Annotated in this window: 15 protein-coding genes and 7 pseudogenes; 17 read left to right on the forward strand and 5 right to left on the reverse strand. The window is 69.1% G+C overall.

Annotation, left to right across the window (positions count from 1 at the left end; genetic code table 11):
* The first annotated feature begins 34 nt into the window (after positions 1–34).
* From ABD335_RS11715 to ABD335_RS11750, 7 genes and pseudogenes are all read left to right on the forward strand, one after another.
* The gene (locus tag ABD335_RS11715; protein ID WP_344322193.1) at positions 35–412 is read left to right on the forward strand and encodes a nuclear transport factor 2 family protein; all 378 of its coding nucleotides are present in this window, start codon (positions 35–37) and stop codon (positions 410–412) included.
* Between the two features lie 279 nt (positions 413–691).
* Positions 692–1,039: pseudogene (locus tag ABD335_RS11720) on the forward strand (leucine zipper domain-containing protein); the annotation flags it as partial.
* Complete coding sequence (locus ABD335_RS11725; RefSeq protein ID WP_344322234.1) at positions 1,016–1,399, forward strand: helix-turn-helix domain-containing protein; 384 nt, start codon at positions 1,016–1,018, stop codon at positions 1,397–1,399. The pseudogene ABD335_RS11720 and the gene ABD335_RS11725, both read left to right, overlap by 24 nt.
* Complete coding sequence (locus ABD335_RS11730; protein WP_344322194.1) at positions 1,324–1,647, forward strand: transposase; 324 nt, start codon at positions 1,324–1,326, stop codon at positions 1,645–1,647. Before ABD335_RS11725 ends, ABD335_RS11730 begins: the two co-directional genes overlap by 76 nt.
* 200 nt (positions 1,648–1,847) lie before the next feature.
* Positions 1,848–2,015, forward strand: a complete 168-nt coding sequence (locus tag ABD335_RS11735) for a hypothetical protein (RefSeq protein WP_344322195.1) — start codon at positions 1,848–1,850, stop codon at positions 2,013–2,015.
* A complete protein-coding gene (locus tag ABD335_RS11740; RefSeq protein WP_344322196.1) occupies positions 2,003–2,482 on the forward strand; it encodes a hypothetical protein in 480 nt (159 codons plus the stop codon). Before ABD335_RS11735 ends, ABD335_RS11740 begins: the two co-directional genes overlap by 13 nt.
* Before the next feature lie 227 nt (positions 2,483–2,709).
* On the forward strand, positions 2,710–2,991 hold the full coding sequence (locus tag ABD335_RS11750; protein ID WP_344322162.1) for an integrase core domain-containing protein: 282 nt from the start codon (positions 2,710–2,712) through the stop codon (positions 2,989–2,991).
* Positions 2,992–3,058: 67 nt separating this feature from the next.
* Here the strand turns inward: ABD335_RS11750 and ABD335_RS11755 are convergent.
* A pseudogene (locus tag ABD335_RS11755) lies at positions 3,059–3,211 on the reverse strand (IS6 family transposase); the annotation flags it as partial.
* An 81-nt stretch (positions 3,212–3,292) separates the two neighbouring features.
* Positions 3,293–4,636 (reverse strand): COG1361 family protein, encoded by a 1,344-nt coding sequence (locus ABD335_RS11760; protein WP_344322197.1) that lies wholly within the window; start codon positions 4,634–4,636, stop codon positions 3,293–3,295.
* A 267-nt stretch (positions 4,637–4,903) separates the two neighbouring features.
* On the opposite strand from ABD335_RS11760, the gene ABD335_RS11765 reads away from it, so the two are divergent.
* The 5 genes and pseudogenes from ABD335_RS11765 to ABD335_RS31020 form a co-directional block, all read left to right on the forward strand.
* Positions 4,904–5,272 carry a hypothetical protein gene (locus tag ABD335_RS11765; RefSeq protein WP_344322198.1) on the forward strand — a complete coding sequence of 123 codons (369 nt, stop codon included), beginning with the start codon at positions 4,904–4,906 and terminating at the stop codon, positions 5,270–5,272.
* A gap of 749 nt (positions 5,273–6,021) precedes the next feature.
* Positions 6,022–6,498 (forward strand): DUF6924 domain-containing protein, encoded by a 477-nt coding sequence (locus ABD335_RS11770; protein ID WP_344322199.1) that lies wholly within the window; start codon positions 6,022–6,024, stop codon positions 6,496–6,498.
* Positions 6,499–6,607: 109 nt separating this feature from the next.
* Positions 6,608–6,781, forward strand: coding sequence for a hypothetical protein (locus ABD335_RS11775; RefSeq protein WP_344322201.1), 174 nt, complete (start codon positions 6,608–6,610; stop codon positions 6,779–6,781).
* Positions 6,782–6,854: 73 nt separating this feature from the next.
* A pseudogene (locus ABD335_RS11780) lies at positions 6,855–7,684 on the forward strand (IS5 family transposase).
* Between the two features lie 16 nt (positions 7,685–7,700).
* Positions 7,701–7,823 (forward strand): annotated as a pseudogene (locus ABD335_RS31020) (site-specific integrase); the annotation flags it as partial.
* A gap of 90 nt (positions 7,824–7,913) precedes the next feature.
* On the opposite strand, the gene ABD335_RS11785 reads toward ABD335_RS31020, so the two are convergent.
* On the reverse strand, positions 7,914–9,134 hold the full coding sequence (locus tag ABD335_RS11785) for a lipase family protein (RefSeq protein ID WP_344322202.1): 1,221 nt from the start codon (positions 9,132–9,134) through the stop codon (positions 7,914–7,916).
* 454 nt (positions 9,135–9,588) lie between these two features.
* Here ABD335_RS11785 and ABD335_RS11790 point away from each other — a divergent pair.
* Positions 9,589–10,387: pseudogene (locus tag ABD335_RS11790) on the forward strand (IS5 family transposase).
* Between the two features lie 9 nt (positions 10,388–10,396).
* On the opposite strand, the gene ABD335_RS11795 reads toward ABD335_RS11790, so the two are convergent.
* Positions 10,397–11,167: a calcium-binding protein gene (locus ABD335_RS11795; protein ID WP_344322203.1), complete on the reverse strand. Its 771-nt coding sequence runs from the start codon at positions 11,165–11,167 to the stop codon at positions 10,397–10,399.
* A gap of 1,266 nt (positions 11,168–12,433) precedes the next feature.
* Here ABD335_RS11795 and ABD335_RS11800 point away from each other — a divergent pair.
* Positions 12,434–13,108 carry a lytic polysaccharide monooxygenase auxiliary activity family 9 protein gene (locus ABD335_RS11800; protein ID WP_486387924.1) on the forward strand — a complete coding sequence of 225 codons (675 nt, stop codon included), beginning with the start codon at positions 12,434–12,436 and terminating at the stop codon, positions 13,106–13,108.
* A 396-nt stretch (positions 13,109–13,504) separates the two neighbouring features.
* Here ABD335_RS11800 and ABD335_RS11805 read toward each other — a convergent pair.
* Positions 13,505–13,882, reverse strand: a pseudogene (locus tag ABD335_RS11805) (GNAT family N-acetyltransferase); the annotation flags it as partial.
* A 12-nt stretch (positions 13,883–13,894) separates the two neighbouring features.
* On the opposite strand from ABD335_RS11805, the pseudogene ABD335_RS11810 reads away from it, so the two are divergent.
* The 3 genes and pseudogenes from ABD335_RS11810 to ABD335_RS11820 all read left to right on the forward strand — a co-directional run.
* Positions 13,895–14,098: pseudogene (locus ABD335_RS11810) on the forward strand (transposase); the annotation flags it as partial.
* A gap of 747 nt (positions 14,099–14,845) precedes the next feature.
* Positions 14,846–15,310, forward strand: coding sequence for a hypothetical protein (locus tag ABD335_RS11815; RefSeq protein ID WP_344322205.1), 465 nt, complete (start codon positions 14,846–14,848; stop codon positions 15,308–15,310).
* Positions 15,310–18,654, forward strand: coding sequence for a tetratricopeptide repeat protein (locus ABD335_RS11820; RefSeq protein ID WP_344322235.1), 3,345 nt, complete (start codon positions 15,310–15,312; stop codon positions 18,652–18,654). Before ABD335_RS11815 ends, ABD335_RS11820 begins: the two co-directional genes overlap by 1 nt.
* Positions 18,655–18,672 lie beyond the last annotated feature (18 nt).

An 18,672-nucleotide genomic window follows, 5' to 3' on the forward strand; every position in this document is an offset into this window, starting at 1 on the left:
CCCATCAACTCACTCGTATCGAAGGAAGACCCGCATGAGTCAGGACCTGAAGAACAAGGCCGCCACCTACCTCCGCGCACTGGAAAACCGCGACTGGAAGACTGCCCGGGCCCTGTGCGCCGAGACGGCCACCGTCCGGCACAACGACGGCAAGGGCGAGCAGTCCGTTGAGGAGAACATCGCCGGGATGGAAGGGCAGATCGAATTCATCGAATCGATGCGCTACGACATCCCGCGTCAACTCTCCCAGCCGGGCGAAGTCCTCCAGCAGCACGTGGTACACGTCGCCATCACAAGCGGCATGCGCGGCGAGGTCCACGCCGCCGTCTCCTTCGGCTTCTACGATGCCGGACAGATCAAGCGCATTGAGGAGTACGCCAACTTCATCCCCGTCGGCGGCCAGGACAGCTGACGGCGACAGCCAGCACACGCCCTCTCATCGCCACGGCGCACAGTGCGCGGCGCTGAGGGGCGCTGCCGTTCAGACGAGCGTGAGAAAGCGTTACGGCGCCATGATCTCGAAGGGGCCCCACCTACTGCCCGGGGCCGCCGACCACTGGATCGGCGGCCCCGGGCAGTGGTTGTGTTCCCCGCCTCTCCGCCGCAACTGAAGACCCAGGGAGCGAAAACCCCACAGCAGCGCACCAAATCCAGACAGTCCCTCAGATCCCGCACCACAATGGAGGTCTTCGTGTCTCATCCACATGCCCGGCTGACCGTCCACGGCAGACGGCTCCTGATCGACGGAGTCCGGGTCGGCCGCCCCGTCGCCCACGTGGCCGAGGAGATGGGCATCTCCCGCACCACTGCCCACAAGTGGGTCCGTCGCTGGCGAGCCGAGGGCAACGCGGGACTGTACGACCGCCCGAGCCGACCACGGACCACCCCGCACCGTACCCCCGCCGACGTCGAGGAACAGGTCTGCGCGCTGCGGCGAGAGCGAAAACTCGGCCCCGCCCGGATCGGTCCGCAAGGGCCGACCATGGAGCCTGCCGTTGGAGGACCGGTGCTGCCGGTGGCCGCGTACTGGCGCACCAACCTCACCCTGCGGCAGCTCGCCCCGCTGTTCGGGATCTCGAAGTCCGCGGCCGGCCGCATCGTCGACCACCTCGGGCCGGCGCTCGCCTTGCAGCCGCGGCGGCGGTTCCGCAGACAGATCGTGCTGATCGTGGACGGCACCCTGGTGCCCATCCGCGACCACTCGATCGCGGAGCGGTCGAAGAACCACCGCTACTCCACCGACCATCAGGTCGTCGTCGACGTCGACACCCTCCCCGGACTCCGTCCGGGGGTACCCCCATCGTCGTCACCGTCGGCCGACCGGTGCCCGGCAACCGCAACGACTGCAAGGTATGGGGACTGTCCAGGGCCAAAGCGGCCGTCGGACGGACCATGGTGATCGCCGACGGCGGCTACCGGGGCACCGGCCTGGTCGTCCCGCACCGCCGCGAACGCGGCCAGGCCGAACTCCCCGAATGGAAAGAGGGCCGCAACGCCTCCCACCGCAAGGTCCGCGCCCGCGTCGAGCACGTCTTCGCCCGGATGAAGGGCTGGAAGATCCTGCGCGACTGCCGTCTCAAGGGCGATGGCGTTCACCACGCGGTGCTCGGTATCGCCCGCTTCCACAACCTCACTCTGGCCGGCTGACCAAGAAACGAGCAGGTCATCTGGCACATCTGAAATCATTTACGGGACAAGCCTTAGGGCCCGGGAGACCGGGTCGGCTGGGGCGGCGAACGCGGACAGGAAGAAGGCTCGTTTGAGCTGCTTGTTTCCCCGGTGGGAGGGCTGTTCGCCGCAGATCGAGGATCACCAATCAGGCGGAGAAGCCGCTCGCGCTGAACGAGGTGCTGGGCGGCAAGGGAGGGCGCTACATGGTGTCCAATGAGTGGAGCGCCGCGCATGTGAACAAGGTTCTGGCCGATGCGTTCCCCGAAGCGCTCACCGGCGGAAGGATCAGGGCGTACCACGTACCCGGCAATGGCATGAGTGGAATGAGTGAATGGCTGAAGTAGTCGAGTTGCTGGAAGGAATCCGGAGCCTCTCTCCGTTGACCGGTGAGGGCGTGGCGGCGCAGTTCGAGGCCCAAGGCTGGGAGGCCGAGGGGCAGCCGAAGAACGGCTTCGAGACGTCGTGGCGCAAGAACGGCATCCTCGGCTGGATCCACCTCTATTCAGGCGGAATTCGAGTCGAGCTCACCGTCTGGATGCGGGACGTGGACGAGGACACGGGCTATTTCGAGAATCTAGAGGCGGTCTACGCGGAGGGGGAGCGGGTCCTGGCCGACTTCCTCCCGGAGATCGAGTCCTCCGCGCTCTCGGTCCATCTGGTCGACGTCGAGGGGACGGCGGAGGACACCGACGAGTACATTGCGTTCCGGAAGTGGCTCCTGAATGGACGGACGTTGGTTGCTGGTGTCGTTCAGCAGGACACCGATCTCCCGGTCCAGGTTGTCGTCGTGCTGGAGGAACAGCCTTACTGATGTTTTTCAGCGGTGCTGCTCCAGGGTGAGGACGGCGGCTGCGACTGCGGTGAGGCGGATGGGGCTGCAGCGGGCGTGACGGAAGATCCGCCAGTCCTTCAGGCGGACGAAGGCACGCTCGACGGGCTGCGCAGGCGGGCGTGTCGACACCGCGGCCTGGACCAGGCCGCCTGCCGTCGCCGTCCTGGAGGTCGGCACCCGCCGTCACGGGCGAGAACATCGCGATCTTGAACAGCGCGCCGCGGGCGCCGAAGACGAACGCCCACGCCGCGAGGTTCGTCCGCGGCGTGCGGGCGGAGCGCACCGACCGGATGCCGCTCCGCAACGAGCACCACGCACGGCGTGTCCTCGCCGAGTACGCCGGGCAGGACGACTCCGGAAGGCCGCACCGGGCCCCGCGGCGTCGCGCACCGGCCGACGCCCCGGACGCCGTCCCCTTCCCGGCCCGGCGGATCCGGCGCCACGCCGTCCTCGGCGGACTCGTCCATGAGTGCCGCGACACACCCTGACGAAGATCAGGACCTCTGGCAAGCGCCCGGCTCAACGCGTGTACGGGACTTTTGGCACCCAACAGCCACGTGTCCCCGGCCTCGCATGCCGGCGGCGCAGGTCGTTGGCGTGGGCCTGCCCGAACCTCGCGCACCAGCGGCGGACGGTCTCGTGGGAGACGACCACGCCGCGCGCCGGCAGCGGCTCCTCGACCGCGCGGAAGCCGAGCGGGAAGCGGAAGGACCGCTACCCGCAGGGCGCGCGGTGCGGAACAGTCTCGCACCGCGCGCCGGGATGGCCGTAATTCGCCAGGGAATCCGTTCAGTTGACGGCCAAGACCGCCGTGTTGTCCGTGGTGTCCGGGTCGAACGGGAACTCGCCGAACCCGGGGTGGATGCTCACGGCACCGGTCGTGCCGGGCACCACGGTGTCGATCCGCAGCGAGAAGACGTACGAGCGCTCGGTGTTCTCCAGCACCCAGTACGGCAGCCTGCAGTCGTAGCGCGGGGCGCCCGTCCGCTGCGGGTAGTAGCCGCCGGAGAGAGTGCGCGGGAGACAGCCGGATGGAACACCGGTGACCGTGGTGCCCTGAGGGACGATCAGCCGGACTTCGGCGACCGGGTCGCCGGACCCGAGATTGCCGACCCAGCCCGGGCCGTTGTTCCTGAACGTGAGCCGGGCCGTGACCGTCTCGCCCGCCGCACCGGAAACCGCGTCGCCGGTCACCGAGAAGTCCGCAGTGCTGTCGGCACCCATCTCCAGTGCCACGTGGTTGTCGCGGTGTTCGAGGTCCTCGGCGCCGCCGCCCGGCTCGACGCTGATGTCGAGCCGCTCCTGCAGCGCGTGCCGGGCGAACTCCACCGTCAGCGGCTTGGGCAGCTCGAAGGAGTCGCCCGGCGCCAGCACGTGGTCGAAGGAACAGGTGGCGCGCGTCATCGGCGCGTACTCGTCGCCGCTCGACCGCGTGTACGTGCACGCGTCGTACTCGGTCAGCTCGTGCAGGCCGTAGGAGGCCATCAGGGTGACCGTGAAGCCGTGCGCGCTCTCGTTGCCGTTGTTGGTCAGCTCGAAGGGGATCACCCGGTCGTCGCCGGGCTCGGCGCGCTCGACCGGGGGGATGTCGGCGATCGCCAGGTCGGGTCCGGAGCCGACCGTGAGCGTGGTGTCGAAGCTCTCCCGGGGCGCGGTGAGCGTGCCGTCGGGGCCGCCGGTGGCCGTCGCCTCGTAGGTGATCCTGCCCTGCGCCCCGGCTGCCGCGCCGTCGGCCGCGCGGACCGTGAGGCGGATCTGACTGCTGTAATCGGGCCCGATCACGGGCACCTCGGGCACGTCGCACACCGCGGTCGTCCCACTCGGCGCGCAGTTCTGCGGCCAGGCCACCTCGGCGACGCCCGCGAGCCCGGAGATGTCCACGGTGACCCTTCCGTCGGTCACCGTGAAGTTGTCGTTGTCGTGGTAGAGGCCGATGTCGAGCGAGCGGGGTGGCGATTCCCCGCCGTCCGTGCCGAGCGGCATCGTCCGCTCGTACGGCGCGTTGATCCACAACTGGTCGGTCTGCGGCTCGTCCGCGAACGCGGGTACGGCGAGACCGGCCGTGAGTAGGCCGACCGCCGCGGTGACACAGGCTCCGAGGCGCACTGAACGCCCGACGAAGACAGGTCTCATGATTTCCCCCCAGGGGTGTGACCGGATGAACGGTGCACCGAAGTCTCCGGTATACCGGTTGGGTGATCAAGAGGGAGGCGAAGGCTGTATGGAGGGGCCTGCCGCGGCGTTCTCATCGCATCGGCGCCGGTGCCCTGCCGCTGCGGCGTTCCCGAGCGTGCGGCGGGCACGGGCGGCGTGGTCGTCGTGCGTTGCCACCGGGGGTACCTTCAGGTGCGATCTGCCACCTTCGTGACAGTGCCGGCAAGAGGCCAGGAGGGGCGGCACATGGACAGGCGGCGCACCAGTCGCGGGCCCGCACCGGTGGTGGGGATCTACGCCGCCGGCAGGCAGGTGTTCCGGTTCCACCCGGACGGGGTGGTGCTGGACGCCCTGGTGCGTCCCGCCCCCTCGCCGAGGGACGGCGCGGCCATCGCCGGGTGGCTGCGCCGCGACAATCCGCTTTCGGGGGTCCACACCGCCCGCTACGACCAGCGCGGGCCCACCATCGCCTTCACCACCCGCAGCCACCTGCGGGAGGAAGAGGTCGGGGTCTGCGGCACCTGGTCGCGCGGCCGGCTCACCCTGAGCCTGGCCGGTCAGGGCTGGAGCATCCCGGCCCGGCCCTTCATCCGGCTGGACAGCACACCCCAGTGATCCGCTAGCCAGGCCGGGCCCGCCGACAGCGCCCCGGCACGCGGCCCCGACGGTGCGCGCCGGGCCCCCTTGCCATCACACGCCCCAGGGAGTCGGGGCGTTCCCGGAACGGGTGAGCGCTCCACCCGACCCGGGCTGGGCCACGACCGTGTGGTCGTGACGACTTCCCCGGCCACGCGTCGCGCCCTGCCCGCCTCCCCGCCCCTGATCAGCCTCTCCTGCTGCGATGTGTCAGGGCGGTGTCAGCGGTCGGTGGTCGCCGGCGGCTGCGTTCCGTCGCCGTTGTGCTGGTCATGGTGGGGGCGGGGACGGTCTGCTGCCGGCACAGGCGCGAGACCGGCCTCGGGGCTCACGGCCATGGCGCGGGACGTCCCCAGGTGATGCACTGCCCCGAGGCCGAGATATCGCACCAAGAGGTCTACTTTCGCGACGGCGGCCGCCGCACCCCGGGACTGGTGGTGGAGTTCATCGACATCGGCTACATCGAGATTGGCTACTGATTCCTGGCTTCGTTCGCCTTCAGCAGCAGCGTTTGTCTGCTGGTTTGGGCGGCAGTTACTGAGCTTGTCGGCGTGATGTCGCGAGACTGACAGGTGACGGCCGCCGTGGTAGGCCGAAACCATGAGGTATCCGCAAGGCGGCGTCCTGACCGCCGAACAGCGGGCATTTCGCGAGTGCATCGGGGTGTGACAGTGGCCCATGAGACGGTCGTGGCACGGCTTACCGATCGTCACAGGGGAGAAGGAGCCATGAGAGTGTTGCCCGCCGTCGCCGGTCGTGATGAGTTCGATGCCCTGGTGGTCAGGACCGATTACCACGATGAGCGGGCGTGGCGGGAGGTGGCGGCGGCGCTGGTGGAGCCCTGGGGAGACCGGCGGTACGAGGCGCACGTCCACCTTGTCGACGATCCGGTCTGGGCGGGGGCGACCGTTGACGAGGTGCTGACCGCGGTCCGCGCCGTCGAGGACCTGGCCGTGGTCTTTCTGGCCGATCGGACGACCATGCGGGCCGAGCCCCGCGCGCTGCTGGCGGTCACCACGTTGACGCGGGAGGAGTGCGTGGACGATGAGGACCACGAGCGGCTGATCGAGTTCGGCCGCGCGTTCCGCACCCTCCCCGCGGGGGTCCACGAGGTCCACGCGAATCTGAGTATCGGCAATCTGGGCTTCGAGGAGTTCGCGGCGTGGGCCCACGATGACCCCGAGGGGATCTACCGGTCCTTGTGAACAGCCGACCGGTGGGGAGGGCTCCCGCCCCGGTCTTGATCGGGTGTGGCCGGGCTTTGTCGGCCCCGCACCCGCGGGGATGGTCCCGGGTGGCTGATCTGCCGTGGCCGTGGCGGCCTGGATCCGGTGGGACGGCGGCCGGACGCCCCACCGCTACGGGGTGTACCTGCGGTGGATGACCGCGGCCGGGCAACTGGCCGCGGCCGGGATCGGGTGGCCCCGGTCGAGCCCGGATCTGCTGGAGGTGGCGCTCTTCGCGGGCGCCTGGGATCCGGTGGCCTGACCGGTGGAGGAGGCACGGCGAGCTCCTAGGCAGTGTCTTCAAATGATTTTGGGTGGTGGATCATGGTCGGGTGATACGTCGCCATGAACTGTCGGACGCGGAGTGGGAGTTCGTCCGGCCGCTGCTGCCCGAGTCGCTGCGGGGGCGGAAGCGGCTGGACGACCGCACGGTCCTCAACGGGATCGTGTGGAAGTTCCGCACCGGGGTGGCCTGGCGGGACGTGCCCGAGCGGTACGGCCCGTGGGCCACGCGGCCCACCCGCTTCCGCCGGTGGGCCAAAGACGGCACCTTCGAGCGGATGCTCCGGGCCGCCCGGGCGCAGGCGGACGCGGCCGGGGACATCGACCGGCTGGTATCGGTCGACTCCACCGTCGTCCGCGCCCACCAGCACGCCGCCGGGGCCCGAAAAGGGGGCTCCGCAGCCCCGCGCTCGGACGCTCCCGAGGTGGCCTGACCAGCAAGATCCACCTCGCCTGTGCCTCTGTGGGGCGACCGCTCGCCTTCACCGTCACCGGCGGGAACACCAACGACTGCACCCAGTTCACCGCCGTGATGGACGCGATCCGGGTGCCCCGCCTCGGACCGGGACGGCCCCGGGTCCGGCCCGATCACGTCATCGGGGACAAGGGCCACAGCTCCAAGGCCGTCCGGGCCTGGCTCAGGCGAAGAGGTGTCGGCCACACCGTCCCGGAACGGGTCGACCGGATCCGCAACCGGCTCCGGCGGGGCAGCCGCGGCGGGCGCCCGCCGGCCTTCGACCAGCAGGTCTACAAGCGGCGCAACGTGGTCGAACGCTGCTTCAACCGCTTGAAGCAGTGGCGCGGCATCGCCACCCGGTACGACAAGACCGCCGAGTCCTACCAAGCAGCCGTCACCCTCGCCTCGCTCCTGATGTGGGCGTGACATTTGAAGACAACTCCTACTGACGAGGATGAGGCACAGCAGCTCTCGGGCCGTGCTGATCCATCAGCACATGACCAGCGACCGGGACCGTGCCATCGCTGATCGTCTTGGTGCCATGATCCGCACGAGTGGGGGATGAGGCGCCTCCGGACCAGGGCATGTCCGACAGGCGACGAACGACACGGTCAGGTGCACCCTTCGCTCGTCCAGCCGTTGCCGGTGACGCTCTTCAGTCGGTCTTCGCCGACTCGTCGAAGAACCTGACGATCCGGGGCAGGGCTTGCCGCACCGATTCGTTGTGGTCGTAGTCGCCGACGTCGGTCAGTCGGCGTGCAGCACCGTTCCTCGTCAACTGGTCGGCGCAGTAAGTCGCGTGACTGAAGTCGACGTCTTTGTCTCCCCGGCCGTGGAATATCTCCACCGGTACGTTCGGCCGCCAGTCGCACGTGTTGTCCATCGGGCGCAGCCTGTCCTTCAGGACACCATCGGGCTTGCGGATTCTGTTCAGGAAGTCCTCGGTGAACAGGTCCTTGGAGGCCGCCGGTAGTTCGCTGACGATCTGCTCGGTGGTGTGATGGCCGTCGAAGAGATCCTCTACCTTGCTGTCGTAGGGGGAGCGGAAGACGTCGTCGGGTGACGTGTAAAGGCCGTACATTTTGTTCCAGGCGGTGACGAAGTAGGCGAGGTAGATGCCGGACTTGGCGATCTTGTCGTCGGCCGCGGCGGCCTCGAAGGCCGAGAGGTGGTAGGGACCGCTGACCGGGGCGAGAGCCCCCAGCCGGAAGTAGCGGTCGGCGCCTTTCCGCTGGAGCGCCCGGCCTACCAGCATGGTCGCGGGACCGCCCTGGGAGAATCCGCTGACCTGGACCTTTCGCTTCAGCTCCCGACCATTCCGGTGGGCGAAGGTCCGGGCTGCGCGCAGGCCGTCCACCGAGGCCGCGACGGTGGCCCGAGGGTCACCGTAGGGGTGGAAGCCTTCGCCTGAGCCGAGGCCCACGTAGTCGGGCGCCGAAACGGCCCGCCCGGTCGAGGCGAACAGCAGGGCGACGAGCCGGTCGTTCGACTTCGGATTCTCCGAGGCGACGTCCTTGCGGTAGACGGTGGTGCCGTGCAGCCAGGAGACGGTGGACAGGTGGCGCGTTCCGTTCTTGGGCAGGACGACGAGCTGGCTCGCGGTCGTGGGGGCGCCCGCGCTGTTAGTGGTGCGGTAGACGACCCGATAGGCGGTCACGCCGTAGCGGACCTGGGAGGAGTCGATTTTTCCCCGGAGCTCCCCGGCCACTTCCTCTGCTGTGAGGTCGGCCGCTTGTTCGACGGAGACGATGGCCCCGCCTTGTGCCCGCTCACCGTGGGAGCCGGCCGCCGCCGAGGCCGGAGCCACCAGGGCGGACACGCTGCCGAGAACCGCCGCACCGGCCAGAATCCGGATTCTTGTTCGCCGTGAGGTCATGGATGGATCATGCCCGCCGGCCTCTCCGCTGGGACATGGAGCTACCCCCCGAGTCGCAAAGGGGGAAACCCCCTCGGGGCCCGTAGGGGATACAGGATGTCTCATCTCCTGCGTAACGGGTCGGATGCCGAATGGTGCGGGGGAGTGGACCGTACCGTTCGGCAGCGGATGGGTCGGGCCGAGGGCGAGGACCAACCAGGGCTTCGTCCGGGACGTCGATGGGCGGTGCTGTGTCGCGCGACCCATCGGACACGCCCTGAGGGATGGTGCTCCAGACCTGGTAGCGCGTACGAGCACGCGTGTGGCACGGCCCCTGAAACGCCGAAGGGCCGACCCGGGAGAAACCCCCTCCTGAGCTGGCCCTTCTCTCTGTGCCCCCGGAAGGATTCGAACCTGCGACACCCGCTTTACAGGCCATCTCATGTGGGGTGGTCGATGGTCTGCGGGGGTGACGATCGTGGAGCGACTGGTGCCGGACGAGCTGTGGGAGCTGTCCCAGCGGGTGGTGCCGGAGGCGCCGACCCGCCCGCAAGGCGGCGGCCGTCGCCTGCACGGCGACTGGGAAGTGCCGGCCGCGATCATCTTCGTGGCCACCTCCGGCTGCACCTGGCAGCAACTGCCCTCGGCGTCCTTCGGCCCATCCGGGGCCACGGCCCACCGGCGGTTCACCGAGTGGACCCGGGCCCGGGTGTGGGCCAGGCTCCACCGCCTGACCCTCGACGAACTCGGCGCCCGCGGCGAGCCGGCCCGGTCCCGCCGCGCGATCGACTCGGTGCACCTGCGGGCGCTGAAAAAGGGGAGCTGACCGGCCCGAATCGAAGTGATCGAGGCACGTACGGCTCGAAGATCCATCTGATCACCGACCGGTCCGGTCCGCCCCTCTCGGTGGGAACCTCCGGAGCCAACATCCACGACGGCCAGGCCCTCGTCCCGCTGGTGAAGGGCATCCCGCCGATTCGCTCCCGCCGCGGACGGCGTCGCCGCAGGCCCGCCAAGCCGCACGGCGACCAGGGCTACGGCTACGACCACCTGCGACGATGGCTCCGAAGCAGGGGCATCACCCCGCGCATCGCCCGCAAGGGCGTCGACTCCTCCGAGCGGCTGGGCCTGCACCGCTGGAGAACGAGCGCCCCTTCGCCTGGCTCGCCGGCTGCCGCCGACTCCACCGCCGCTGCGAACGCACAGCCGGCCACTTCCTCGCCTTCGCCGGCATCGCCTGCACCCTCATCTGCCACCGCCGACTCGCCCCATGAGATGACCTATTACGGAAGGACGATGTTGCGGCCGGGTCCGCCTTCGAGGGCGTCCTTTCCGGTGCCACCGCAGACGAGGTCGTCACCGCCTTCGCCGTCCAGTGTGTCGTTGCCGGGGCCGCCGAGGACGATGTCGCGGCCGTCCCCGCCCATGGCGTGATCGTCGCCGGGGCCGGCGTGCACGGTGTCGTCACCGCCGTAGCCCTCGATCATGTCGTCGCCCCGGCCGCCCCACATCCGCTGGTTGCTGCTGTCACCCATCAGATGGTCCATGCCGTCGCCGCCGTGCAGGGCTGCGGGTCCCATGACCATGTCGTTCCCCGCGTCGCCCAGCACCGTGCGTGCGGTGTGGGCGTGCAGTTCGTCGTCGCCGGGGCCGCCGCTGACGGTGCCGATCCCGGGGGTGAAGGCGGCGATCGTGTCGTTGCCGTCGCCGAGGAAGACGTCGATCCTGTCGGGCCGGGGGCTGTCGGCGGGCAGTTCGCAGACGACGGAGGTGGTGTCCTCGGGTCTGGAGTACGCACAGTGGTCGCCCGGTTCGAGCGGGACCACGTCGCTGAAGCCGATCCGCCGGATCCCGTCGCTGGTGTACATGGAGAATATGTTGAGGTCGTTGGTCTGTCCTGCAGCGGCGGTGAAGACGATCGACTGAGTTGCCCAGTCGGCTCCGACGCGGGCCTTCGCCTCGGCGGCGGTGGCGGCGGCCGCCGGGCCGACGGCGAGGCCGGCGGTGAACAGGGTCACGGCGACCGCGCTGACGGTGGATCGGTTTCGCTTCATGAGACCTCATCTCGGTGGAGTGACGGTGGACCGACCTGCTTGGCGTGGTGCTGCCGGGGACCGGGCGGCCCCGGTCGTAAAGGCAGTCTCCCCTGCTGGTCCGGATCCGTAAGACCGCGAATTGACGCGGCGTCATGGTAAGCCGTTGTCCCTCCGGAGCTGAATTCCGGCTCAGCGAAGGCAAGTTGGCCGACGCAGTCGATGGTTGGGGTTGTCGGGGGAGCGGAAGGCGGCTGCCCGGGTGCGGGCGGAGGAGCTTCCCCCTCAGACGGAACGAATCGCGGCCGGATTCGCCGAGGCGGAAGCGGTGTTGGAGTGTCGGGTGATCGACCGGGAGGAGCTCGTCGAGGCCCTGGCCGCTCCGGACGTGGCGGGAGTGCCCGCTGCGGGTGCGCGGGGCGGTATCGGCGGTGGTCGAAGAGGCCCTTGGCGCGGAGGCTGTCGTGTCGCACCGGCACGAGGCGGCGACCGTGGAGGTGCTCGCAGTGGACCACCGAGGGATCGTCGAACTGGTGGCCGTTACATGGGTGAGGGCGGAGGGCTCGACGGGGGAACCACCATCAGTGGGGAACTGGCGACGGCCGAGCCGCAGCCCATGCCGCCCGCTCACCACGGGGCAGCCCTGTCAGGAACAGCCGTGTCAGCAAACGTGGAACGGACCCGGGCGGATCAGCCAGGCCTCTTCTCCATGGCCTGGCTGATGGCCCGCCGGGAAGTGTTCCGGCACCTGTTCGCGAGCGTTTTGGGGCCGCGGCGGCGGCCCAGGTGAGGTGGAGCGCCCGAGGCTGATCTGCGTTGCCGGCGGCTTCCCTCGCTATGGCATCCATGCTCCAGCGCCGTCGGTTCGGATCCGAGGAGTACGCACGTTCCCGCCGCGCGCCATCGGCCGCGTTCCCCGCTCGATGCGCCATACAGTCACAGCTCCTACCAGGCAACTTGCCCGACGAGGCCGACTCGGGTGTACGGAAGCGCGCCATCGGGACCTGGGATCTCGGGTGTTGTGGAACTGGACAGCCCTCACGCCAGAGCCAGGTCCCGTTGCCATGCTGCGAACGTCCCTCCCTGGCACCGCCCTGCACACCAGTCCAGGCCGCATCCTCGCTTTCCGGTCCCGGGAACGGTTCTGACTGCCGGCTCACGGCGGATTCCCTGCTCGCCGCCCACCCCTGTAATCAACTCCGTTTGTTTCATTGACATTTCACTCAGAAGACGTACTATTGGGAGCGCTCCCATAGCAGCCTTGCAATTGGAAGGATCTCCCCCCACATGCGCAAACAGAGTCCGTTAAACGGGCGTTCGCGGTCGTCCCTCCGCCGGCCTCTCCAGGCGCTCGTCATGGTGTTCGCCGTGGTTGTCGGCGCACTGACCTGGTCGGCCCCCGCCCAGGCTCACGGCACCATCGTCAACCCCGCCTCCCGCGCGTACCAGTGCTGGAAGACGTGGGGCAGCAACCACACGAGCCCGGCCATGCAGACCGAAGACCCCATGTGTTATCAGGCGTTCCAGGCCAACCCCGATACCATGTGGAACTGGATGAGCGCCCTCCGCGACGGCCTCGGTGGCCAGTTCCAGGCGCGGACCCCCGATGGGACGCTCTGCAGCAACAACCTCTCGAGGAACGCCAGCCTGGACAAGCCCGGGCCGTGGAAGACGACCAACGTCAGCAACAACTTCACGGTCCAGTTGCACGACCAGGCGTCCCACGGTGCCGACTACTTCAGGGTCTACGTGAGCAAGCAGGGCTTCAACCCCAAGACCCAGACCCTGGGCTGGGGCAACCTCGACTTCATCACGCAGACCGGCCGCTTCGCCCCGGCGCAGGACATCAGGTTCAACGTCAACACCTCCGGCTACACCGGACACCACATCCTGTTCGTGATCTGGCAGGCCTCGCACCTCGACCAGGCCTACATGTGGTGCAGCGACGTGAACTTCGGCTGAGCCGGAGAGCGCCGCACACGACACCGGCCTCGGCCGGGCGCCGGTAACCCGCCGCCCGGCCGACCGAGCCCCGTCGGGGCAGGGGATCCATTTGGTCACCCTGCCCCGACGGGGCTCCCTGCGCTCCTGGTGTGAGCACACCCGATCGCGCGGCAGTCGCACGGTACCGGCTCCCCACCGTCTCGTCGTACGACTCCGGCACTCAACGGCCATGGAGAATCCTCGGCACCGTCAGCCCACCGGGGCGTATCGCGCCGCCCGGCGTACCCGCGCCGCCCTGGTCTTCCCCGGCCGCCGGCAACTCCCGGAGACCTCATGTCCTGACGAAGCTCCCTCCCGGAGCACGCCTCACTTACGACATGGGGAACGATTGCCGGTGATGGGACGGCTGGTCGCTCAGGGCTGCACCGCATCGAGTGGTGAAACGCGATGGAAGACGACCATGGCTTGGCCGGGGCCGTTGTAGTCATCGACGATCTTCGCATCGAAGCCGAGGCGGCGATGGAATGCGATCGAGCCGGTGTTATCGAGTGCCGTGATCGCCTTCAATCGCAGCGCGCCGTGGCGATGTGCGGCGTCAGCGAACGCCGCGTACAGACAGCGCCCGAGACCAGTGCCGCGAGCGTCGTCCCGAGTGGCGATCAGGTGTACGTACCCGGTGCCGGTCGGGGTGACGAACCCGATGACATACCCGTGGATTCCGTCCTCGGCTCTGGCGACCAGACAGGTTTCACCGAACTCTTGCACCAGCGCCAGAAGGTGCAGGGGCGGCAGTGGCTGTCGCAGCGAGGCATCCGGCGCCGCATCGCCCGCAAGGGCGTCGAGACCTCACAGCGGCTGAGCCGACACCGCTGGACCATCGAACGGACCATGGCCTGGCTCGCCGGCTGCCGCCGACTCCACCGTCGCTGTGAACGCACAGCCGAGCACTTCCTCGCTTTCACGAGCATCGCCTGCACCCTCATCTGTTACCGCAGACTCACCAAATGAGATGACGTGTCAACCTCGCGCCGAACCGGATCACTGGTCACCGACCGGCCAACCGGGGTGGATTCCGAGAAGGGACACGCCCATGAGCGCACAGCCGGTCCATCCCCACCAACCGGATTGCGTACCGCGTAACGCCGAAGGCATCCCAGCCGCGCTGGGTGGTGTGAAGAGGCTGGAGTTCTACCGCGAGCTGCTGACCGCCGCCCCGGAAGAGCTGAGGGCGTGCTGCGCCGGTGGTAGTGCGAAGCGATACTTGACACCGACCCGAGCGGTGACCGGCTCACCGAGGTCGCCCTTGCCGGAACGCTGCCCACAGCGTCCGTGGCCGACGTCATCGCGGACCGCCGCCAGGCATGACTGCCCACCGCCTCCAGGTTGCTGCTCATCGCACACCCGCGCCGGGTGCCCGCCGCGCCCGCAACGAGCACGACGGGCATTTGGCGGGCCGGCAGGGACCGGCGGGGGCAGGCGACATCAGGCAGGGGAGGGGAGCGGTGGGATGTGTCGAAGCACGGCGGTTGTCACATCGGTGGCCTGTTGCCGCCCGCCTCTTGTCTGGACCCCAGCCGTGCGCGCAAAGCGCCAGTGACATCGGCGTATTTCCTGATTGTTGCCCGATATCCTGGTACTTCAGGATTTCTGTCGGTCGATAGCCGTGGTGGAGGCGGTGTTCAACCCAGAGTGCCCTTGCTCGTTGGGTGTGATAGCCGGAAACTTGCGACGGCACAGCGCTTCAAGAGGGGGACAGTGATGCTGCCGGAGGCGATGACGACGTTGGCGGCCAGTGGTGCGGGGGCCTTGGTGGCAGCCATGGCCACCGATGTCTGGCAGGGAGCTCGTGACGGCGCGGTGCGGCTGTACCGGCGCTGGAACGGTGACCAAAATGCCACCCTGGAGGCACAGTTGGACCATCACGCACTGCTGATCCGGCAGGCGGACGACCCCGACCAGGCCAGGCAGCTTCTGTCGGGACAGTGGCAGTTGGTTTTCGCCCAGTTGCTGAGCGAGTACCCCGACGCGGAGGCTGATCTGCGCAACTTGGTCGAGACGATCCGGCGGGAGCTTCCCGAAGGCGGCAAGCAGTGGGTGCAGACTAATATCGCGCGGGATCAGGGGACGGTGTACGGGGTACAGGGTGGAAACGTCATCCACTATCATCACCGACTTCCGGCCGCGCCCGGTTCCGCCGGTGAGGACGGCCGACAGCAGTGATGCCCCGGACCGGTGGCGGGCAGGTGCCGGAGCGGCTCCAGGAGGTACGGGCCGAGGCCGGCTACGCCTACGGTGCGATGGGAGCCGACATCCATGTCTTCGGTGACGGCACCCCGATGTATCTGCTGTTCGAGCACCGACGGGTCATCGGTCTGGACGCCGGGTGGCTGCGGGCGCAGCCCAGCCGGATGCTCGACGCTCGAGCCGAGGTCGTCGAGTTCGTCGGCCGCGAGGCGGAACTTCAGTCGCTGGTGGACTGGCGTGATGCGGGGAGAAGCCTCGCGGTGCGCTGGCTTCACGGGGAAGGTGGGCAGGGAAAGACGCGGCTTGCGGCGCAGCTTGCGGCAGCCTCCCAGAAGGCTGGGTGGAAGGTGGTCGATGCCGTTCATGGTACGGAAACCCATCCGCCGGCAGCGGACAGCCAGGATCTGCGCCTGGACGGGTGTGCAGGGATATTGCTCCTGGTCGACTACGCCGATCGGTGGCCCGTCTCCCATCTGAGCTGGCTGTTCCACAATCGGCTACTGCGGCAGGGGGTACCCGCCCGGGTGCTGCTGTTGGCGCGCTCGGCGGGCGGTTGGCCGGCCGTCCGCGGTCGGCTCAACCGGCTCCGTGAGAACGTCGACACGTCTGACCGGTATCTGTCGCCCCTGCCCGACACCGGCCCGGACCGGGAGCAGTTGTTCCGCGTCGCCCGGGACGGTTTCGCGCGCAACTACCCGAGGGCCACCCGTCCCGAGACGATCGCGCCGCCGGGTTCGCTGGATCATCCGGACTTCGGACTGCCCCTTGCTGTGCTGATGGCTGCCCTGGTCGCGGTGGACGCTGCGGTCCACGGCCGCCGGCCGCCTGCCGGCATGATCGGTCTGACAACGTATCTGCTGGACCGCGAGCACGAGAACTGGCAGTCGTTATACGAAGGTTCCGACGAGGGACTCGCGTACCGTACACCCGCCGAGGTGATGGCACGTATGGTGTTCACCGCCTCCCTCACTGGACTGACCAGTCGTGCGCTTGCCGAGGCGCTGCTGTCGGCGCTGCTCCCCGGAATCCCGCCGGAGGTTCTCCTCGCCGATCACGCCGTGTGCTACCCGCCCACCGACCCGGCACGTGCCGCGGTGCTCCAGCCACTGCTGCCCGACCGGCTCGCCGAGGACTTCCTGGCACTCACCCTGCCCGGCAGCCCGGTCACGGGCTATTCCACGGACGACTGGGCCGCCGCGGGCTGCACCGCCCTGCTGGCCCGCCGTCCGGACGGCTCCGCGCCGCCGTGGACCGCACGTGCCGTCACGTTTCTCGCCGCCGCTGCCGACCGGTGGCCGCACGTCGGTCACCGGCACCTCTACCCGGCGTTGCGTCGCGACCCCGATCTGGGCGTTGCCGCCGGCAGCTCCGCTCTGATGCAGCTGGCCGGCATCGAGGACGTCGATCTGGCGATGCTGGAGGCGGTGGACGACACAGTGCGCAGCTGGACGGGGGAGGACCGGCACGCCGATCTGGACGTCGGAGCCGCGGCGACGTGCGAGCGGGTCACCCGGCATCGCCTGGCCGCGGTCACCGACCCTCTCCGACGGATGGAGCTGCTGAACAGACTGGGCCTGCGCCTGACCTACGCCGGACGGCATGCCGAGGCAGCCAAGAACCTCGGTGAGGCGGTGGACATCGGACGGCGCCGGATGGCCGAAGCGGATGCCGCGATCATGCCGGAGCAGGCCACCGCTCTGAACCGTCTCAGCCGAGCAGCGGCCGACGCCGGCCTGCTCATGGAAGCGTTCCGGTTCGCCGCGGAAGCCTGCGAAGTGGGCAAGGCACTCATCCAGGCCGACCCGGCAACCCATCTGCCCACCACTGCCGCATCCTTCCTGATCGCCGGCGACCTGGCCGAAGCGCTCGGCCGCCCGGAGCCGGCGCTGGATCTGACCGAGGAAGCCGTGGCCACCCTCCGGCTCCTGCAGTGGACCGACCCCGACACCGCGTTGCCCCGGCTGGCAGAGGGGCTGAGTGCCCGAGGCGCCCGGCTGCGTCTGCTCGGACGGTACTGGGAAGCAGCGCAACCGACCATGGACGCGATGGCCATCTACCGGGAGCTCGCCCAGTCCGCCCCAGCCACCCATCTGACCGACTTGGCCCGTTCGCTGCGCGATTTCGGCATCACGCTGTCCCACGTGGACAAACGCGATGAGGCGGCAAGCGCCTTCGAACAGGCGGCGACCGTGCTGCGCCGTCTGGTGGAGCGAAACCCGTCCGCTCACCTACTGGACCTGGCGGACGTCCTGGCCAGGCTCGGCAGTGAGCTCTCGGCCCAGGGCCGCTCGGAGGACGCGCTGAGCGCCACGGAGGAAGCGGTCGTCATTCACCGGCGCGAGGTGAGCAACTCCATTCTCCATTTCGCCGGGCTCGCTGACGTATTGCGGCTGCTCAGTCTGCGACGATACGAGTCGGATCGCAGGGAGCAGGCGGTCGAAGCCGCGACGGAGGCGGTCGCTGCCGGCTGGGCGCTGGCGAAACACGATCCGGTGGCCCACTCCCCGGTTCTGGCCCGGAACCTGGCCGGCCGCGGGAGCCTCATGCGGCGCCTGGGGCGGCTCGCGGAGGCGGAGAACGACCTACGGCAGGCAGTGGCCGTCCAGCGCACGGCAGCGGAGCACAACTCGGCGGGAGAGCAGCTCGCGCTCGCCGAGGCTTTGGACGACCTGGCAGGCGTCCTCGGGGACATCGGCCGGTCGGACGAGGCCCGAGCCGCCGCCCAGGAGGCCACCGCGATCCGGCACCAGGTCCTCCGGCAGTCCCCACCCCGCCCGCCCCGACCCACAGCCCCACCGGCGACCGCACGGTTCTCACCGAATCGGAAGCCAGGCCCCGTCGACGCCGCACTGGTCCTGGAGACCGCCGTCACCGTCCACCGTCGGCTGGTGCAGCAGAACCCCGCCACCCACCTCCCTGTCCTCGCCGCCGCATTGTTCAACCTGGCTCAACACCATTTCTCCAACGGCCGACCCGAGGAGGCCGTCGAACGGATCGGGGAGGCCGTCGAGCTGTACCGACGGCTGACCCGGAGCGACGACCTCTACCTGCCCACGCTCGCTCAAGCGTTGAACGCGCAGGGTTCGGTGCTATACGCGCTGAATCGCTACGAGTCGGCCCTGATCCCCATCGAGGAAGCCGGGGAGATCCACCGCAGGCTCGCCGAGACCGACCCTGACACCTACTGGGCCCGCCTCGCCTCGTCATTGGGGCGAATCGGCCTTGTACTCCATGACATGGGGCGTGCCGACCGGGCCCAGGAGGTTCTGCGGGAGGCGGCGGCCCTGCGTCGACTGCTGCCGCCGAGCGGCCCGTCCTGAGCGCAGGGCTCGCGCAGC

This window comes from Streptomyces macrosporus, assembly GCF_039533145.1.
GTDB classification, from domain to species: Bacteria; Actinomycetota; Actinomycetes; order Streptomycetales; family Streptomycetaceae; genus Streptomyces; species Streptomyces macrosporus.